This is a genomic window from Lactobacillus sp. M0390, assembly GCF_016102085.1.
GTDB classification, from domain to species: Bacteria; Bacillota; Bacilli; order Lactobacillales; family Lactobacillaceae; genus Lactobacillus; species Lactobacillus apis.
The window spans coordinates 315164-333506 of record NZ_JACFPH010000002.1 but is presented as its reverse complement, the minus strand read 5'-3'; the positions used below and the strand labels follow the sequence as shown (position 1 = coordinate 333506).

At 37.9% G+C, this 18343-nt stretch carries 17 protein-coding genes; 14 read left to right on the top strand and 3 right to left on the bottom strand.

What is annotated here, in order from left to right; translation table 11 throughout:
• Positions 1–5 precede the first annotated feature (5 nt).
• Positions 6–806 carry a tyrosine-protein phosphatase gene (locus H3R25_RS05625; RefSeq protein WP_074425930.1) on the bottom strand — a complete coding sequence of 267 codons (801 nt, stop codon included), beginning with the start codon at positions 804–806 and terminating at the stop codon, positions 6–8.
• Positions 807–947: 141 nt separating this feature from the next.
• Between H3R25_RS05625 and H3R25_RS05620 the strand changes: the two genes are divergently transcribed.
• The 7 genes from H3R25_RS05620 (at position 948) to phnE (H3R25_RS05590) (ending at position 6463) form a co-directional block, all read left to right on the top strand.
• Positions 948–1415 carry a universal stress protein gene (locus H3R25_RS05620; protein ID WP_046307865.1) on the top strand — a complete coding sequence of 156 codons (468 nt, stop codon included), beginning with the start codon at positions 948–950 and terminating at the stop codon, positions 1413–1415.
• Between the two features lie 456 nt (positions 1416–1871).
• Positions 1872–2801, top strand: coding sequence for a phosphate/phosphite/phosphonate ABC transporter substrate-binding protein (locus tag H3R25_RS05615; RefSeq protein ID WP_370567441.1), 930 nt, complete (start codon positions 1872–1874; stop codon positions 2799–2801).
• A 145-nt stretch (positions 2802–2946) separates the two neighbouring features.
• Positions 2947–3090 carry a hypothetical protein gene (locus H3R25_RS05610; RefSeq protein ID WP_158593031.1) on the top strand — a complete coding sequence of 48 codons (144 nt, stop codon included), beginning with the start codon at positions 2947–2949 and terminating at the stop codon, positions 3088–3090.
• 36 nt (positions 3091–3126) lie between these two features.
• The gene (locus H3R25_RS05605; protein ID WP_198194534.1) at positions 3127–4062 is read left to right on the top strand and encodes a phosphate/phosphite/phosphonate ABC transporter substrate-binding protein; all 936 of its coding nucleotides are present in this window, start codon (positions 3127–3129) and stop codon (positions 4060–4062) included.
• Between the two features lie 19 nt (positions 4063–4081).
• Positions 4082–4855 (top strand): phosphonate ABC transporter ATP-binding protein, encoded by a 774-nt coding sequence (gene phnC, locus H3R25_RS05600; RefSeq protein WP_046307862.1) that lies wholly within the window; start codon positions 4082–4084, stop codon positions 4853–4855.
• Complete coding sequence (phnE, locus tag H3R25_RS05595) at positions 4848–5651, top strand: phosphonate ABC transporter, permease protein PhnE (RefSeq protein WP_046307861.1); 804 nt, start codon at positions 4848–4850, stop codon at positions 5649–5651. The genes phnC and phnE (H3R25_RS05595) overlap by 8 nt, the downstream gene beginning before the upstream one ends.
• Entirely contained in the window at positions 5651–6463 is an 813-nt protein-coding gene (gene phnE / locus H3R25_RS05590) for a phosphonate ABC transporter, permease protein PhnE (protein WP_198194533.1), read from the top strand. The genes phnE (H3R25_RS05595) and phnE (H3R25_RS05590) overlap by 1 nt, the downstream gene beginning before the upstream one ends.
• 62 nt (positions 6464–6525) lie before the next feature.
• On the opposite strand, the gene H3R25_RS05585 is transcribed toward phnE (H3R25_RS05590), so the two are convergent.
• Entirely contained in the window at positions 6526–7092 is a 567-nt protein-coding gene (locus H3R25_RS05585) for a DNA-3-methyladenine glycosylase I (RefSeq protein ID WP_198194532.1), read from the bottom strand.
• Between the two features lie 209 nt (positions 7093–7301).
• Here H3R25_RS05585 and H3R25_RS05580 point away from each other — a divergent pair, with 209 nt between their 5' ends.
• The 7 genes from H3R25_RS05580 (at position 7302) to H3R25_RS05550 (ending at position 17592) form a co-directional block, all read left to right on the top strand.
• Positions 7302–7787 (top strand): hypothetical protein, encoded by a 486-nt coding sequence (locus H3R25_RS05580; RefSeq protein WP_046307854.1) that lies wholly within the window; start codon positions 7302–7304, stop codon positions 7785–7787.
• Positions 7788–7841: 54 nt separating this feature from the next.
• On the top strand, positions 7842–9239 hold the full coding sequence (locus tag H3R25_RS05575; RefSeq protein ID WP_046307853.1) for a metallophosphoesterase: 1398 nt from the start codon (positions 7842–7844) through the stop codon (positions 9237–9239).
• Between the two features lie 109 nt (positions 9240–9348).
• A complete protein-coding gene (asnB, locus tag H3R25_RS05570; RefSeq protein WP_122036173.1) occupies positions 9349–11298 on the top strand; it encodes an asparagine synthase (glutamine-hydrolyzing) in 1950 nt (649 codons plus the stop codon).
• 15 nt (positions 11299–11313) lie between these two features.
• Positions 11314–12576 carry a carboxylate--amine ligase gene (locus H3R25_RS05565; RefSeq protein WP_187158286.1) on the top strand — a complete coding sequence of 421 codons (1263 nt, stop codon included), beginning with the start codon at positions 11314–11316 and terminating at the stop codon, positions 12574–12576.
• 168 nt (positions 12577–12744) lie between these two features.
• Positions 12745–13965, top strand: a complete 1221-nt coding sequence (locus tag H3R25_RS05560; protein ID WP_198194531.1) for an MFS transporter — start codon at positions 12745–12747, stop codon at positions 13963–13965.
• Positions 13966–14060: 95 nt separating this feature from the next.
• Positions 14061–16010, top strand: coding sequence for a M13 family metallopeptidase (locus tag H3R25_RS05555; protein WP_198194530.1), 1950 nt, complete (start codon positions 14061–14063; stop codon positions 16008–16010).
• Between the two features lie 331 nt (positions 16011–16341).
• Positions 16342–17592, top strand: coding sequence for a Fic family protein (locus H3R25_RS05550; protein WP_198194529.1), 1251 nt, complete (start codon positions 16342–16344; stop codon positions 17590–17592).
• A 100-nt stretch (positions 17593–17692) separates the two neighbouring features.
• Here H3R25_RS05550 and H3R25_RS05545 read toward each other — a convergent pair whose 3' ends face one another.
• Positions 17693–18334: a hypothetical protein gene (locus H3R25_RS05545; RefSeq protein WP_198194528.1), complete on the bottom strand. Its 642-nt coding sequence runs from the start codon at positions 18332–18334 to the stop codon at positions 17693–17695.
• Positions 18335–18343 lie beyond the last annotated feature (9 nt).

Below are 18343 nucleotides of genomic sequence, written 5' to 3'. Positions count from 1 at the left end.
TAATATTAATTCAGATAAATTTTACGCAACTTACTGATCTCTTCATCAGTTAATTTCATCATATCATGTAAATAGTTTTCAACGCCACCATAATTTTGTTGTAATGTTTCAATAACATGATCAATATATTCGGGATGCACAGTTTGTAAGTCTTTTATGTTGCTTAGGTTTGCATCGCTTGCGCCTTCATCTTTTGCTTTTTGAAGAAAACTGTTAACAAAGTCTGTTGTTGCAGCATTGGTGAACAGATAATCTTGCTTAATTGTGTCTAGCGGAACGCCTAGGGCAGATAGTGCCAAAAGTGCTGCAAAACCAGTTCTATCTTTGCCGGCTGTACAGTGAAAAATTACACTGCGGTTTTCTTCATCGTTTGCAAGTAGGACATCGAAGAATTTTCGATAAGCACGTTGTGCTGATTCACTTTTAATCATATCATCATAGGCGATAAACATATGATTATAGCCAGCTTTAGGGTCTTTGTTATCTTGGCTTAAAACCTCATCAATTCCTTTTGAAGAGTCAGTCAAGTCCTCGCTGAAAACAGGGTCAAAATCATAAGTTGCACCTTCTGGGACACGATCTGGTTCACGTTCAACTTCATCTTTACTTCTGAAGTCAACAACGTATTTCACGCCGTAATCTTGTAAATACTTGAGGTCGTTTTCGTCAAGTGATGCTAAGTTAGCAGTTCTGATTAATTTATGCTTCTTAATCGTTTTGCCGTCTTTAGTTTGATAGCCGCCTAACTCACGAAAGTTACGACCATTTTTGATGTTAAGTAATTGATTTTCTAATTTTATCGTCATTGCATTCTCCACCCTTACTTTCTGACATAAAATTCATTTTAACAATAAAGCTATGTCCAAACAATTATAAAAAAAGTAACTGCTTGCAAAACTATGTTAAAATAAGCTTAGAAAGAATTTCTAAAGGGTGAGGACATAAGTATGAAACAAGACAAAATTTTAGTTCCAGTTGACGGTTCAGAATCAGCTGAAAGATCCTTTGATAAAGCAGTTAAAATTGCGATGACTGAAAATGCCCACGTTGATGTTCTAAATGTCATTGATACTAGGCAATTTTTAGGGGAAATGCAAGATACACTGATTACGGGCGATACCGTTTATCAGATGACACAAGATGCAGAAAAGTACCTTAAGAGTCTGAAAACCTGGGCTCATGACAACCTAGGCTTTGATGATCTTGATTACCACATCCGCTATGGCAGTCCGAAAGCTATTATTTCCTATGACTTTATTAAAGATCATCATAATAATTTGATTATTATGGGAGCTACTGGCCTTAACGCGGTTGAGAGAATGTTAATGGGTTCAGTAACAGAATACGTTAACCAGCATGCATTGGCTGATGTACTTATTGTACGTACGGACGTTGATAATAAGCCACTTAAATAATCTTGAATTTTAAAATTTAAGGCATACACCTTGGTGTATGCCTTTTTGTATCGTAAAAAAGTCGCTACCTCTTTGTTCGTGATTGTTATATTTTTAAAACGATAATTTAAATATTATCGCTAATTTTATATAAAATTGCGAATATTTATGATATTATTTTATTGTAACGAACGTAATGCTGCTTTTTGAGAAAGGTGCCGAAAAATGAGAACAAAGAATGTAACAAATGAATTTTTTGGGCAATTACAACTTTTTTCAATGGCAGACGTATTTGTTCATTTTGCTAATAACAATATCAAACAGAGCTTGGTGTAGTCGGAAACATCGTGCTCTTTTTTGTTGGGGTTTTTACCACTTGTGAAAGAAGATGAAGTAATAATAAGCATTAATCATCTAAAAAATTGTTAACAAACAGATTGTCGAAATATCGTTAGTTTTAAGGAGTAAAAAATGAAATTGTCAAAAGTTAAGAAATTTCTGTTAGCATTTTTCTTATTGTTTTTAACGGCCGGCTTAACTGCCTGCTCAAGTGGTAAATCAACTTCAAAAAGTGATGGTACGCCAAAGTCACTGAATGTCCAATTTGTTCCTAGTGTTGGTGCCAACAAGCTCGAAGCTCGTGCAAAACCAATGGAAAAATTATTATCAAAACGTCTAGGCATTCCAGTTCATGTTTCAATGTCAACCGACTATAACGGTTTAGTAGAAGCAATGAAGTCAAAGAAAGTTGAAGTTGGTTTCTTACCATCTGATGCATACATTTTGGCTCATAAACAAGGTGCGGCTGACTTGCTTTTGCAATCAGTTCGCTATGGCATTAAACAGCCGGGCGGTGTAGCAACTAAGAAACTGGTTAGCTCATACAGAAGTGAAATTTTAGTCAAAAAAGGTTCATCAATTAAGAGTTGGAAGGACTTAAAGGGTAAGTCAATTTCTGTTCAAGATGTTACTTCTGATTCCGGTTATGTTTTCCCAGTAGCAGAATTGAAGAAAAAGGGACTCGATGTAACTAAGAGCTGCAAGATTGTTTCAGTTAAGGGTGCAGACCAAGGTGTACTAAACGTACTTAATGGTGACACTGATGCAGCCTTCGTCTTCGAAGATGCCCGCAACAACGTTAAGGCTGACGAACCTAAGATTATGGAGCAAGTTGTGCCAATTTACTTCTCACAAAGAATTCCAAACGACACAATTTCGGTTATTCCAAGTTTGCCAAAAGCTTTCCAGAAGAAGTTAGCTAAGGCATTCATTTCGATTGCTCATTCTAAAGAGGGTAAGAAAATTATCGAAAGTGTCTACAATCAAGAAGGATATACTTACGCTAAAGACAGTGATTACGATATCATTCGTGAGTATAACAAGATTGTTGCCTCAACTAAAAAATAAACCAGACTAAGTTATTATTTGGAACGCATTTACCTCAAATTTGGTCTCAAACGAAGTTTTCCGATTAAATTACTTTTCTAAAGGAAACATTTCTGCTATTATTTGTAAGAATAATTTACGGACTGTCGAAAGGGGAGTTAGAGGCATGCAAAAGTATGGATTGCGTACAGCATTCATCAAAGACATTGTTGGCAGCTCTTTTCGTTCCCTTAAAAAAGAGGGTAATGTTCGTTTCTTAATTAATAATGTTATTACCAAAAGACTTAGTATAATTCACGTTACGTGTTAATTAGATTAGGTCTTTTTTTATGTCTGGGAGGGCACGATGAAGAAATTTAAAAAAGTTTTAGCTGGTGCAGCCGTTATGTTAGTTGCATTAATGGCTACTGCATGTTCTGGTAAAAGCAAGAGCGATAACAGTAGTAGCAATGGCACACCAAAGTCATTGAACGTTCAGTTTGTTCCTAGTCAAGCTGCTACTGAACTTGAGTCACGCGCAAAGCCTTTGGAAAAGATGTTATCTGATCGCTTAGGCATTCCAGTTCACGTTTCAATGTCAACTGACTACAACACAGTTGTCGAAGCGATGAAATCCAAGAAAGTTGATGTTGGTTTCTTGCCACCAAGTGGTTATGTGTTAGCACACAAGCAAGGCGCTGCTGATGTCTTGCTACAAGCACAAAGATACGGCGTTAAGCAACCTGGCGGTCGTCCAACTAAGGACTTAGTTAATTTCTACCGTGCCGAAATTTTAGTTAAAAAGGGTTCAGGAATCAAGTCATGGAAGGACTTAAAGGGTAAATCAATCTCTATCCAAAGTCCAACTTCTTCAGCTGGTTACGTTTACCCAATCGCTGAATTGAAGGAAAAAGGTCTTGATGTTAAGAAGAGCTGCAAATTAGTTACTGTTACAGGACAGGATCAATCAGTTTTGAATGTTTTAAACGGTGACACTGATGCAGCATTTGTCTTTGAAGATGCACGTACAATCGTGAAGAAAGACAACCCTAAGATTATGGAGCAAGTTGTGCCAATCTACTTTACTAAGCCAATTCCAAATGACACAATTTCCGTTGTTCCAAGCATGTCTAAATCATTCCGTAAGAAGTTAGCAAATGCATTTATTGATATCGGTAAATCAAAGAAGGGTAAGAAAATCATCGAAAGCATTTATACTCACGAAGGATATGTTCCAAGTAAGGACAGCGACTTTGATACTGTTCGTAAGTATGACAAAATTGTCGCATCAACTAAAAAATAAGAGATAAAGGAAGTTTATAATGGCAGATTCTGCAGTTAAGCCAGTAATTGAATTAAAAAACGTTAAAAAGGTCTATGGCAAAGATGTTGTTGGTTTGAAGGACATCAATTTAACGATCAATAAGGGTGAATTTGTCGTTATTGTCGGCTTGTCTGGTGCTGGTAAATCAACACTTTTGCGCTCAATTAACCGGTTAATTGATATTACTGAAGGCGATATTCTAATTAATGGTGAATCAATTACCAAGGCTAAGGGAAAAGAACTACGGATGTTGCGTAGAAATATCGGTATGATTTTCCAAAGCTTCAACTTGGTTAAACGTTCAAGCGTTTTGCGCAATGTTTTGACGGGTCGCGTTGGTTATTACCCAACCTGGAAGAGTACTCTCAACCTCTTTACTAAAGAAGACAAGCAACGCGCCTATGATGCACTGCAACAAGTTGACCTTGCAGACAAGGTTTACACACGCGCTGATGAGTTGTCCGGTGGACAGCAACAACGTGTGGCAATCGCACGGGTGCTGACGCAAGACCCTGATATTATTCTGGCTGATGAGCCAACTGCTTCACTTGACCCACAGACTTCACGTCGTGTGATGCAAGACTTAAAGATGCTTAATGAAAAGCATGGCATGACCGTGGTAATCAATTTACACAGTGTTGAATTAGCACAAGAATTTGGTAAACGGGTTATCGGTGTTCGTGCTGGTGAAATTATTTACGATGGCAAAATGAGTGAAACGCCTAAAGAAACATTTGATCAAATCTATTCCGGTGGTGACCAAGATGAGTAGTACTGAAGAAGAAACTCTAATGACATTGCCAAAGAAAAAGTTCAAAATTTTGAACTTATTCTGGATTATTCTCTTTGTTGTTGGTTTGGTTGTTTCAACTAAAGTAACCAAAACCAGCTTAGGCGCACTTTTTGCTAACTTTGGTCAATTTGCAGATATCTTTTTGCAAATGTTGCATCCAAATTGGTCATACTTAGGTGCGGTTATTCCGTTAATCCTTGAGACCATCAAAATGGCAATCTTGGGTACAGTAATCGGGTCAATTCTTGCCTTTGTTTACTCGTTGTTGATTGCTCGCAACATTGTTAAAAATAAGGCAGTGACCGGCATCTTAAGAGTTATTATGAACATTATTAGAACGGTTCCTGACTTGCTTTTAGGTGCAATATTTGTAGCAATCGTTGGTATTGGACCTGTTGCAGGTATCTTAGCTTTAGCAATTTGTACGTTTGGGATTGTTGTTAAGTTGTTCTATGAAGCAATCGAAACAATTGATCCTGGTCCAATTGAGGCCTTAACTGCGGTTGGCGCCAACAAATTGCAAATTATTGTGTTTGCCGTTTTGCCACAGGTTATGACTTACTTTATTTCATACTGTTTATACGCATTTGAAATCAACGTTCGTGCATCGACTGTCTTGGGGTATATCGGTGCCGGTGGTATTGGACTTTACTTGCAAGAAACATTGCAGGTCTTCGATTACCCTAAGACCGGTACAATTATCATTGCAATTATTTTAGTCGTAGTTCTTATCGACTATGTTTCTTCTAAATCAAGGGAGGCGTTGATGAAATAATGGATACTTCAATGAAAAAACTGCCTCCTAAGCCAGTTGATCAGAAAAAACGCATAGGGCATTGGGCACTGGCAATCGTAACTGTCCTTTTGATTGTTTGGTCATGCACTGGCATTGATTTTGGTGGAATTAAGCAGACTGCGGGTCAAATTGCAGGTGCCATTTTTTCTGGTATTTTCCACCCAGATTGGTCGTATGTTTATAACGGCACGGGTGAGGATTTGGTTTCACAATTATGGGACACCGTCTGCATTGCCTTTTTAGGAACTTTTATTTCGGCAATTATCTCTTTACCGTTTGCCTTCTGGGCAGCACATACAAGACACAAAAAGTGGTATGTCTCACGGGTTGGTAAAATTGTCTTGGCGATTATTCGGTCATTTCCAGAAATTGTTTTGGCCTTGATGTTCATTAAGGCTGTTGGCCCTGGTTCAGCAGCCGGTGTTTTGGCCTTAGGTTTCCACTCGGTTGGGATGCTTGCTAAACTATTTTCCGAAGCAATTGAAAACTTGGAAGATGGTCCTAACGAAGCAGTTACTGCTGCTGGTGGCTCAAAAACCAATGTGGTCATGTTTTCGATTTTACCGAACCTCTTGCCAGCCTTGATTTCGAATACTTTATACCGATTTGATGTTTCGATTCGTTCGGCATCGGTTCTTGGACTAGTTGGTGCCGGTGGTATCGGCTATCCGCTAATTATTGCCTTACAATACCGGCAATGGAATCGGGTAGGAATTATCCTGCTTGGTATTATCATCATGGTAATTGTCATTGACTGGATTTCCGGCTGGATTCGGAAAAAATTAGTTTAAAAACAAAAAGATTTAACCAATTAAAAAAGTTGGACTACTCAAGAAGTAGTCCAACTTTTTGTTTAACCCTGATATTTAAATGAACAAGTTTCAAGGTGATCGTTGATTAAGCCAACGGACTGTAAAAATGAGTACAGTGTAGTCGGGCCAACAAAAGAAAAGCCGTCCTTCTTCATTTGTTTGGCCATTTGTGCGGTGATTTTACTGGTGCTGGGTACTTCTTCGGCAGTTTGCGCATGATGAACAATTGGCGTTTTGACAAACTGCTGCAAGTAATGAGCAAAACTGCCTTCTTTGGCATCAACTGCTAGAATTGCCTTTGCATTTTTTAGTGTAGCCGTGATTTTCATCTTGTTACGGACAATTGAACTGTCTTGCATTAAAAGTGCAATGTCATCATCAGTCATTTTTGCCACTTCTACCGGTACAAAGTTTTTAAAAGCCCTTTGGAAGTTTTCCCGTTTATGCAGAATCATTGACCAATTTAGACCTGATTGAAAAAGCTCTAAAGTTAACATTTCAAATAGGTACTGTTCATCAAGATTGAGTTTGCCCCATTCGTGGTCATGATATTGCTGCATTAATGAGTCGTCTTTTGTGCCCCAAGGGCAGCGGATAAGTTCAGACATCGTTAGTCTCCTTTAATAATATTTTTTGCTATCAATATTAGATACGTAAAAAGTTGTTTTTTCTTTTTTAAATAAATATTATTGGCCCTTATTTAGCGTGAGTAAAATCTGGTTTAAAAAACCCATTAACGAAAGGTAAAATTTTTGCTCACAAAAAGTGCAATAATAGTTTTTTTGGTATAATATAAAATGAACTTTAGGAGGATATCATGGAAAAGTTAGATACAATGACTCTGGCCGATAATTTGGCCGATAATCAAGAAAGTATTTTAAATAAAGAAACAGACTTTGATGCTGAGGCCGTTTATCGTGTGATTGATAATTTGCATGTATTGCACAAGCCAGTTAAAGACTATTTTGGCATGACTCAAGAGCAATACTATGAAACTGAAAGTGACCACAAGCTTACTTTGATTAACTTGTCAGAGCAATTAACTGATTTACATGACCGCATCTTAACTAACCATGTTGACGGTTATGCTGATCAGAATAAAATTAATCTGACTTATAATCATGAAAATCCCTATGAAGACGATTTTTATAATGAGTCAGTTGATTTACACGTGGTTACTTACAGCTTAAAGGTAATCGGTGCTGTTCAAGTAATTGCACCTAAAGTGTTACAAGAAGTATTGTCTAAAGATGCAGTTTTGTCAATCGGCTTAGCAGCCCACGCATTGGCAGATAACGCGTAGTTTCTGAAGCTGTGGCTGACCGCCCGGCTTTTTTCTTTGGGTTGAGGCACAATAATGAATGTTTTTAAGTATTCAATGGGATTATTTGATCGGAAAAATGGGGCTAAAATGCGCCGTCTTTTTAATAAAAGGAAAAATTCACTTGATCCAATGCAGGAATATGTGACGGTCGGTGAATATCATGTTGATACAGCGCAACATACACCCCAAGGTCTGCCATATAATCTGACCGTTTATAAAGATGAAAATGATGTTTTGCATCAGGCACTCAGTTTAGAAAGTGCTGATAACTTAGCGCCAGAATATGTGCGTGAATTTAGTCCTGAATTAGAACGATACCGTGCGTTTGTTAATCGCAAAACGGGGCGTCGTTATATTGTGGAAGAATACCTTGATGAATTCATTAAACGTGTCAAGGAGCGGACGCATGAGGGTAAAAATTCTGTCAATGTTAGTGTGATTACTGATACCCACTATAAGGATAGTAATAGTACGGATTTTTACGGCTGGAATGGTTTAACTCATGTTAACGAATTTTCCTATCTTGATGACTCTGGGTTACTTGATCTCAAGGTGCATTTGGGTGACTGGATTGATGGTTCTGACACGGGCTTCTTAGGCGAAAGCGAACTAATTAAGTTACGTGATTCGTTTAAATCAACCAAAGTGCCGTACTTGATGATTAAAGGCAATCATGACGAAAACGACAAGTATGATGAGCACCACGACTTAAAAGCATCATTCCCCGAGAATGAATTTGAAAAGATCATGTGGCCGGCAATGTATGCACAACCAGGTGTGCACTATATTTCACGCCAACACGGCGTTTGTTACTATGATGTCGATGATATCCGCTTCATTTCAGTCAACACCACTGACTTGCCCTACATTTTAAATGCTCAGGGTCAAAAGCGTTACGATGCCAAAATCACTTTGGCTGTCAGAGAAGATCAGATGGAAGAAATCATTGAAATCTTAGAACAATCATCCAATAAGAGCATTGTCTTTATGAGCCATGGCAATCCGATTAACCGCAAGGGCTCGAATGCGCTTAAGTACAACGGCCGGTCCCTTCACGAACTACTAGTGGCTTTTAACCAGGGCGAAAAAGGGCAAATGCATTCAAGCAGCGGTATCCCACCAGAATTTCGCTTAGCAAATGACTTTGATTTTACTAATGTGAAAAATGCCCGGATTATTGCCTACTTCTGTGGCCACCGTCACGTTGAAGACCAGTTCAGAATAAATGGTATCCAGTATATTTTGTTTAACTGCTCAGCTTTAATGGGACCGAACCATGTTTTGACGACTAAATATAATAAGAACTGGAATCGTCAAATCGATCATCAAACTGAATTTGCTGGGTACGTTGTAAACATTGATTTGCATCGACACGTAATCCAGGCCTTTGGTTATGGGGCTGCCAGCAGGCGAAGAATCTTTTACATTTAGGTAAAATGGGTGGACAATTTGGAATTTGGCCGCCATTATCTTATAATGTGAAAGTTAAACTTAAAAACTAACAGGTTACTAACTAAGATTAATTAAGGAAGATAAATCTATGTGCGGAATTGTCGCATTTTATAATCCAGAAATAAATGATAAGCAAGCAGCTATTGGCAAAATGATGGCAGCGATCATGCACCGTGGTCCTGACTCAGATGGTTTTTACACCAACGATAAAGTTGCTTTAGGTTTTAGAAGATTATCAATCATTGATTTACGTGGCGGTAGCCAACCAATTTACAATGAAGACAAAACAAAGGCAATTATCTTTAATGGTGAAATTTACAACTTCCAGCCATTAAGAGACGAATTGATTAAAGCAGGCCATACATTTACCACTAAATCGGACACAGAAGTTCTGTTGCACGGTTTTGAAGAGTGGGGCATGGATGGCTTACTTAAGCGTATCCGGGGTATGTTTGCGTTTGCCATTTGGGATGATAACACTCAAACGCTGTATGGCGCCCGTGATTTCTTTGGTATCAAGCCACTTTACTACAGCGATGAGAATGGTCACTTGATTATTGGCTCAGAAATCAAGAGTTTCTTGCAGTTCCCTGGTTTTAAGCGTCGTCTTAATACAGAGGCAGTTAAACCATACTTGATGAACCAATATAATGACCTTGATGAAACTTTCTTTAAGGGCATCAAGCGGTTCCCGGCAGGCCACTGGTTTGAATATAAAGACGGTCAAATGAAAACCCATCAATACTGGGACGCTGAATATAAGGCTAACACGCTTAGTTTTGAAGAGACGGTTAATAAAATCGACGAAGATTTGCATGAATCAGTTAAGTTGCACCATATTGCAGATGTTCCTGTTGGCGCCTTCTTATCAGAAGGGGTCGATTCCAGCTACATTACCAGCATCTTAAATCCTGATGATGTCTTCTCAATTTCCTTTGACGATGCAACTTATGATGAAGCGTCTAAGGCTAAGGCTTTAGCTGATATGAATGGCTGGAATTTCTATTCAGACAAGGTTAAAGCTGACGAGGCAATGCATGACTTCCCAGAAATGCAGTACCACATGGATGAACCCGACGCTAATCCGTCAATCATTCCTCTTTGGTACTTGTGCAAGATGGCGCGTAAGCACGTTACGGTTGCCTTATCTGGTGAAGGTGCCGACGAATTATTTGCCGGCTACGTTAACTACGGGATGCACACGCATAACAACGTCATTAAGGTCTTCACTTCTCAATGTAAAAAGTTACCGAAGAAGACAAGGGTTAAATTGGCACATAAAATCAAAAAGATGCCAAACTTCCCTGGCAAGGTTCACATGTACACCAACTTGGCTGAACCAAGCGAATTTTACGTTGGTCAATCAGTCATCTATGACATGGATTACCCAACTATCTTCACTTCAGAAGACGCTAATGGCGTTTTGAAGCCATCATACCGCAACAAATTAACCGTTAATGGTATTTATCAAAAGGACTTTGAAAAGGTTAAAGATCTTGATAACGTTCGTCAAATGCAATACATCGATTTGCACCACTTCATGCTAAACGATATTGAGCAAAAGGCCGACAAAATTTCAATGGCTCATTCGCTCGAATTGCGTGTACCATACCTTGACCGCAAGGTTGCTGAACGTGCTAACTCAATTCCAACCGATTACTTGGTTAACAAGCATGATACTAAATACGCTTTGCGTAAGGCATCAGAAAAAGTGTTGCCAGACGAATGGGCTAAGCGTCCTAAGTTAGGCTTCCCAACCCCAATCAAAGAATGGTTGCAAGAGCCACGCTTTTATCAACAAGTGCGTGACTTGTTCAGCGAAGATTTTGTTAATGACATTTTTGAGCAAGACAAAATTTTGCAATTACTTGATGAAAATTACAAAGGCGATGGCTCACATCGTCGCCAAATCTGGACAATTTACACGTTCCTTGTTTGGTACAAATTATTCTTTGTTGATTACGATGAAACAGTTTCTAAGTATCAACGTGTGCAACCAGAAGTGGCTAGCTTGATTGAACAAGGAAAGCTAGTTTAATAGGAGCAATTTTAAATGAGTCAAGATTTTACACCTATATTACTCGGTAGTGATATTAACGTATATGGGATGGCAAGATCCTTTAATGAAGCCTATGGAATTAGCGTTAAAGCGTTAGCGGATACTCAGCTAGCTCCAACCCGTTATTCTAAAATTGTCAGTGTTGAACTTCATCCAGGATTTAGTGAAGATCCAACTTTTATTGAAGTAATGCGTGAGCAAAAAAAGCTCTACCAGGATCATCAGGAACCTGTTATTCTAATTGCCTGTGGTGACGGCTACGCCGAACTTCTTTCCAAGCACAAAGACGAATTATCTGATGTCTTTGTTGTACCTTACATTGAATATGATCTGTTAGAAAAATTAATTTCTAAAGAGGGCTTTTATCAAATCGCTGAAGAATGCGGTTTGCCTTACCCTAAGACTAAGATTATTACGATGGCTGATTTTAAGGCAGAAAACTACCTTGAATTGCCATTTGACTATCCAATTGAACTAAAACCAGAAGATCCTGTTTCTTGGCTTGACGTTCACTTTGAAGGACGTAAAAAGGCCTTCACAATTCATAACGAAACAGAATTGCGTGACATCGTTGGCAAGATTTATGGCAATGGCTATCAGGCCGATTTAATTGCACAAGACTTTATCCCTGGTGATGATTCCAACATGCGTGTTCTTAACGCGTATGTTGACCGTCATCACCATGTTAAGATGATGTGCTTAGGTCATCCACTTTTAGAAGACCCAACTCCACAAGCCATTGGTAACTACATGGCAATTTTGCCTGAATATAATGAAAAGTTGTATGAACAGGTTGAGGCCTTCTTGGAAAAACTTAACTACACGGGGATGGCCAACTTCGACATCAAGTATGATGCGCGTGATGGCAAGTACAAGTTCTTTGAAATTAACTTGCGTCAGGGCCGCTCAAGCTTTTACGTAACCTTAAACGGCTATAATTTAGCTAAGTGGTATGTTGATGATTATGTTTATGACAGCTTGCAAGACAAGGAAACAGTCTACGGCAATAAGCTTAAGTCCAAACATGTTCTATGGCTTGGTCTACCTGTAAAAGTCTTTAAGCAATATGCACATGACAATGAAGCTAAGCAGCTTGCCGAGGAATTAATTCACGAAGGTCGCTATGGCACAACCGTCTTTTATGATAAGGACCGTAACTTCAAGCGTTGGCTACTAATGAAATATATGTTTCATAATTATAATGGCCGGTATAAGAAATATTACCAAGAAAACAAAGGCCAATTTTTTGAAAACTAAATTAAGGATGATTACAGTTTGAACTGATAATCATTCTTTTTTATGTGTACCTAAATTCTATTCACCACCACATTTTTAGGACTTTGAGCTATTAGTTGAGGGTGTTAATTTAGCGTACTTCTTGCTACACTGTTAAATGGAAATTAAAAACGAGAAAGGACTGAATAAATGAAACTCACACACGGATCAAATACTGGAACCGAAGTTAAATTACGTTGGTTATTGCTAGGGGAACTGGCAACCTGGATCGGTTCAAGTTTTGTTTGGCCACTTACTTCAGTTTACTTAAATAAGCAATTGCACATTAGCCTCTCAGTTATCGGGCTTGTACTTTTCTGCAACTGTGCAAGTAATGTTTTGGGGTCATTCACCGCAGGGCGCTTGTATGACCGCTTCAATCCATATCCGTTAATTGTTGCTGGACTAGGCACTGATGCTGTGGTCCTGTTTTTTATGGCTTTCTTTCATGGCTGGCCAGCCTATTGGATTTGGCTGATTATCACAGGATTTGTTAGTGGTTGGAACGGAACAATGATCAATTCCATTTCCACCAGTATTAAGAAATATCCTGGGCGCTATGTGTTCAACTTGATTTACTTTGCCCAGAACGTCGGTACGGTTACTGGAACCTTGCTCGTTGGTTATCTCTATGACTTCTCAATTGAGTTCCTGTTCTTACTTGCTTCTTCATTATTTGCAATTGCCTGCGTTAATGCGGCAATTCACTACCGGCCAATTATTAACTTTCATAAAGAACGCAAAGCTAAAAGTAAGGGAGCAAGCGGTAAAGTTAAAACTGAACCAATGCCTAAGTACAACGTCATGTTGATGATCGGTTTTCTAATTTCACTAGCAGTAACTTGGCTAATGTACATGAACTGGGAATCAAACCTATCGGTTTACATGGTTTCACTCGGAATTCCGTTTCATTTATACAGTTTACTGTGGACGCTTAACGGTGCAATTATTGTGACTGTCCAGGTTATTTTGGCTCGTTTTCCGCGCCTATTTAAAAACCTGTTCCAGCAAATAATATTTGGGACAACAATGTTCGCTCTTTCATTTGCGACACTTATTTTTGCCCACGACTTTGCCCACTTTGCATTGTCGATGGTGGTGTTAACGCTAGGAGAAGCCACAGCGTTTCCAGCTGTTCCAGCATACATCAATGACTTGTCACCGATGACAAGTAAGGGTAAGTATCAGGGGGCAATTAGTGTTGCGCGTGGAATTGGTCAAGCCTTTGGCCCACTATTTGGAGGGATGATGATTGATCATGCAGGTTACATTCCGTTCTTTATTACGGCTGCAATTTGCATTTTCATGATGGTTTTATTGCTAATTCCTCTTCATGCAAAATTGCGTAAACACATTAAAGTTTTCAAGTAATTTGTAAAGGCTTTTTAACACTTATCAATTGATTAAAATGATAATATTAATTTAGTGTATTTTTAATTTTAGAAAAAAAGGGGAGGACTCTCTCAATGAAAAATATTTCGGCAATTCGTGGCGGTAGCGGCAACGTCATTGAACCAAAAGTTGGCACAAGACCTCAGGATAACTTATACCTAGCTGTTAACTCTGAATGGATTGAAAAGACTAAGATTCCAGAAGATCGTTCACGTATGGCATCATTTGATGGTATTGACGTTAGCGTTGAAAAGCATTTAATGCAGGATTTAGCTGATTTTGCATCTGGTAAAAAGGAAATTCCTGATGTTCCTAACTTGGATGAAGCAGTTAAGCTCTATAAATTAGCATGCGATTTTGACAAGCGTAATAGAGAAGGTGCTGATCCAATTAAGGACGATTTAGCTATTCTTGACGGCATTAAGGACTTTTCTGACTACAACTTAAATGCGCCTGCCTTATCAACCTTTGCTTCAATCCCATTTGGCTTTGACGTTTCACCTGACATGAAGAATACTAAAGTTAATGCTTTGTATTTTGCAGGTCCAGGAACATATTTACCAGACACTACAACTTATCAAACTCCTGATGCACCAAAGCTATTAGACATTTTACAAAAGCAATCAGTTAAGCTTTTGACTATGGCTGGTATTGATCAAGCTAAGGCAGAAAAATATGCAGAAGATGCTATTAAGTTTGATGCTAAGCTATCTAAGATTGTTAAGTCTACAGAAGAATGGGCAGATTATCCTGCTACTTACAATCCAATGAAGATTGCAGACTTTGAAGCTAAGTTTGATCAATTCAAGATTGCTTACTACTTGAAAGAAGCAATTGGCGAAGAACCAGAACGAATTATTGTTGAAGAACCACGCTACTTGGATCACATTAACGAAATTATCAATGAAGAAAACTTTGATGAAATCAAAGGCTGGATGATTGTTAACTTTATTAATGCTGCAGCTCCTGCTTTATCACAAGAATTTCGTGAAGCAGCGTTCCCATTCAGCCAAGCATTAAACGGTCAACCAAAATTAACAAGCGGCGAAAAGCAAGCATATCAATTTACTAACTCAGACTTCAGCGAAGTTGTGGGTGTGTACTACGGCAAGACATATTTTGGTGAGGATGCCAAAAAAGATGTTGAAGAAATGATTCATCACATGCTTGATGTTTATAAGGATCGCTTGCAAAACAATAGCTGGTTGTCAGAAGCAACTAAAGAAAAGGCCATTGTTAAGGTTAACGCTTTAGAGCTAAAGATTGGTTACCCTGACAAAATTGAAGAAGTTTACAATCGCTTAAAGGTGGTTCCAGCTAATGAGGGTGGTAGCCTTTATTCAAATGAACGTGCATTTGGCATTGTGGAGCAAAAGTACAACCTTGAACAATTGCACAAGGAAGTTGATCGGACAGTTTGGGCAATGCCTGGTAACCTCGTTAATGCATGTTACGACCCACAAAGAAACGACTTAACATTCCCTGCTGCTATTCTTCAGGCACCATTTTATGACTTAAAACAAGACCGTGCTACTAATTACGGTGGTATCGGTACTGTTATTGCCCACGAAGTTTCACACGCCTTTGATAATAATGGTGCGCAATTCGATGAAATTGGTAACATGAAGAACTGGTGGACTAACGAAGACTACGCTGAATTTAAGAAGCGTACGCAAGCTGAAATTGACCTGTTTGATGGTATTGAATATGGTCCAGTTACTCTTAACGGTAAGCAAATTGTTTCAGAAAACATTGCAGACCAAGGTGGTTTAACTGCTGCAGTCGAAGCTGCTAAGAATGAGAACGAAGACTTGAAGAAATTGTTCGAAAACTTTGCTCGCATTTGGGCTAACAAGCAATTGACTGAATCAATTAAGAGTCAAACTGCAGTTGATGTTCACGCTCCTGGTCCATTACGTGCTAACGTTCAGACTCAATGTCAAGATGACTTCTACAAGGCCTTCGATGTTAAGCCAGAAGACGGTATGTGGTTAGATCCAGATAAACGCGTTTATATTTGGTAATTAAAAAATATCGATTAGTTTTATAAAGAAGTTGGTAAGTACTAGATCTTACCAGCTTTTTTTATTGTCCGCTAATTTGGAATCACTAGATAAACGTCCAAAAAAGCAGTTATTGCAATTTGTGATGTACTTTTTGAATTCTAAATGACCAAAATTGCGATTTTTGCGATTTATTATATGTTATTTTGAGTTATAAACTTCAAAAATTGCCATTTTGGCAATTTAAGGTGTAGAATATTGAATAATAAATGCTAAAAGCACAATTTTTGACGATTTATACGCATGTAACAAAAGTTATTTGTTTGATTTCTATGAAAGGAGCGATTTAATAATGAGTAAATACCAGCCATTAAGGATATATTCTTATAATCACCCCGAAGAATCTATTGATATCGAGTTGGATAGAAGAATTAATGGTTATGGAACAATTACGTTTCCTTTAGTCGTTAATCCAATTAATAAAAGGGAGGGCTTCAGACTTCCTGAACGGTATAACCTTTTTATGGTGCCTGTTAAAGATATCGTTGATTTGATAAGAAATGTAGTGGAAAAGTCACAAAAAATAAAAGAGCTAATTTCCAAGTTACCAGGCGTTGCGTATGAACAGTTTTTTAATCAAATGCTGGTTAAGGAAATTAAGGGAACAAATGATATTGAAAATGTTTCTTCCACTACTGAGGAAATAAACAATGCAATAAATAATCAGACAAAGCAAAAGAAAAATATTCGCCTAACTTCTTTTGTTAATATGTATACTTCAATCAAAGAAGGTAAAGTAAATAAAATCGAAAGTTTATCAGATATTAGAAAACTTTATGACTTCTTACTTGAGGGCGAGATTCCTCAAAAAAAGTTACCAGATGGCAAGCTATTTAGAGATGGTTTTGTACGAATTGGTAACAGTGTCAAAACAGTACATTTTCCCAAGCAGCATGAAAGTGAAATTAATGAGCAACTTGAAAGGTGGATAGACTTTATCAATGATGATGAGTATATATCTGTTATTAAGGCGTGCGTAGCTCATTATTATTTTGAATATGTTCATCCGTTTTATGATGGCAATGGCAGACTGGGCAGGTATATTTTTTGCAGCTATATCGGTAAAAAACTGGATCCGTATACTGCAGTGAGCCTTTCACATCAGATAAATTTAAAGAAGATTCCATATTATGACGGTTTTGCCGAAGTTGAAGATAAAAAGAATCATGGAGAAATAACTTTCTTCGTAAAGGACATGTTAAATTATCTAAGTGATGGTCAAGACGAAGTCATTGACCAATTGCAAAAGGCACGGTATCGCTTAGACTATGTCAAAAAAGAGCTTGAAAAGCGTAAATATTCAATCGTTAAATTTAATGAACTATATATTTATTCGCAGGCATATTTATTTAATGATTTTGAAGGTAGTATAGAAGATCGGGAATTATTTGAGCTCTTTAAGCAAGATCATATATCACGAAGGAAATTTAAAGAAGGGCTTGCTGAACTACAAAATGAAGGTTTAATTGAAACAGTTAAAGCAAAACCACTAAAGAGGAGAATAACGGCGAAATTTTTAGAACAAATAGGTCTAGATGCTTAGAATTAAAAGTTAAATAAAGTGTATAAAAAGAGCCCCAAGGATTAGTTCACCTTTGGAGCTCTTTTTTGCTGTAATGAAAGCTGTAACTACAACTACATTGTTATTCGCCTAATACTTTACCTTCTTTATCCAGTAGGCTTACACGCTTATCAGTTTTGTCCTTGAGCTTCCAAAAACTTTCACTGTGGAAGCTTAGGGGACTATTATCCGGCTCGATTTTCCAGCCACCTTCTTCTTCGAAAGAATCAGTGCGATATTCGCGTTCAAATTTCTTTAGGTAAAGGCCTTGCTGAGTAATCAATTGATCAACTATTTTTAGTGCTTCACCAGAGAGATTTCCAAAATAGACGTCACAGCCATCCTTAATTTGCATTAAGGAATATTTACCATCATTTTTAAAAAGAATGGTTAGTCCTGACCAGTTTTCCATAATCACTTCTTGGATGAGTTCTGCTAAACTATCTAGTTCCAACTCTTTCAGGTCGTCATCAATCAGGTCAGGATAAACTGGATCGTCACAGTCATTATCCAAATAGACAACTGACTCATAGTAATAAAGAATAGTGAAAGCAGTAAAAATAATACCTTTAGCAAAATCTTTTTTATAGTGCTTTTCTAAATAATCAGCTAATTCCGCGAAGTCCGCATTCTGAAAAGTAATGGGAACAAAGTCAACGTAATAACTATCTTTGTTTTCGCTGAGTATCTTATTAATTATTTCGTAGTCTTTTTCAACTGACATCGGTAAGTT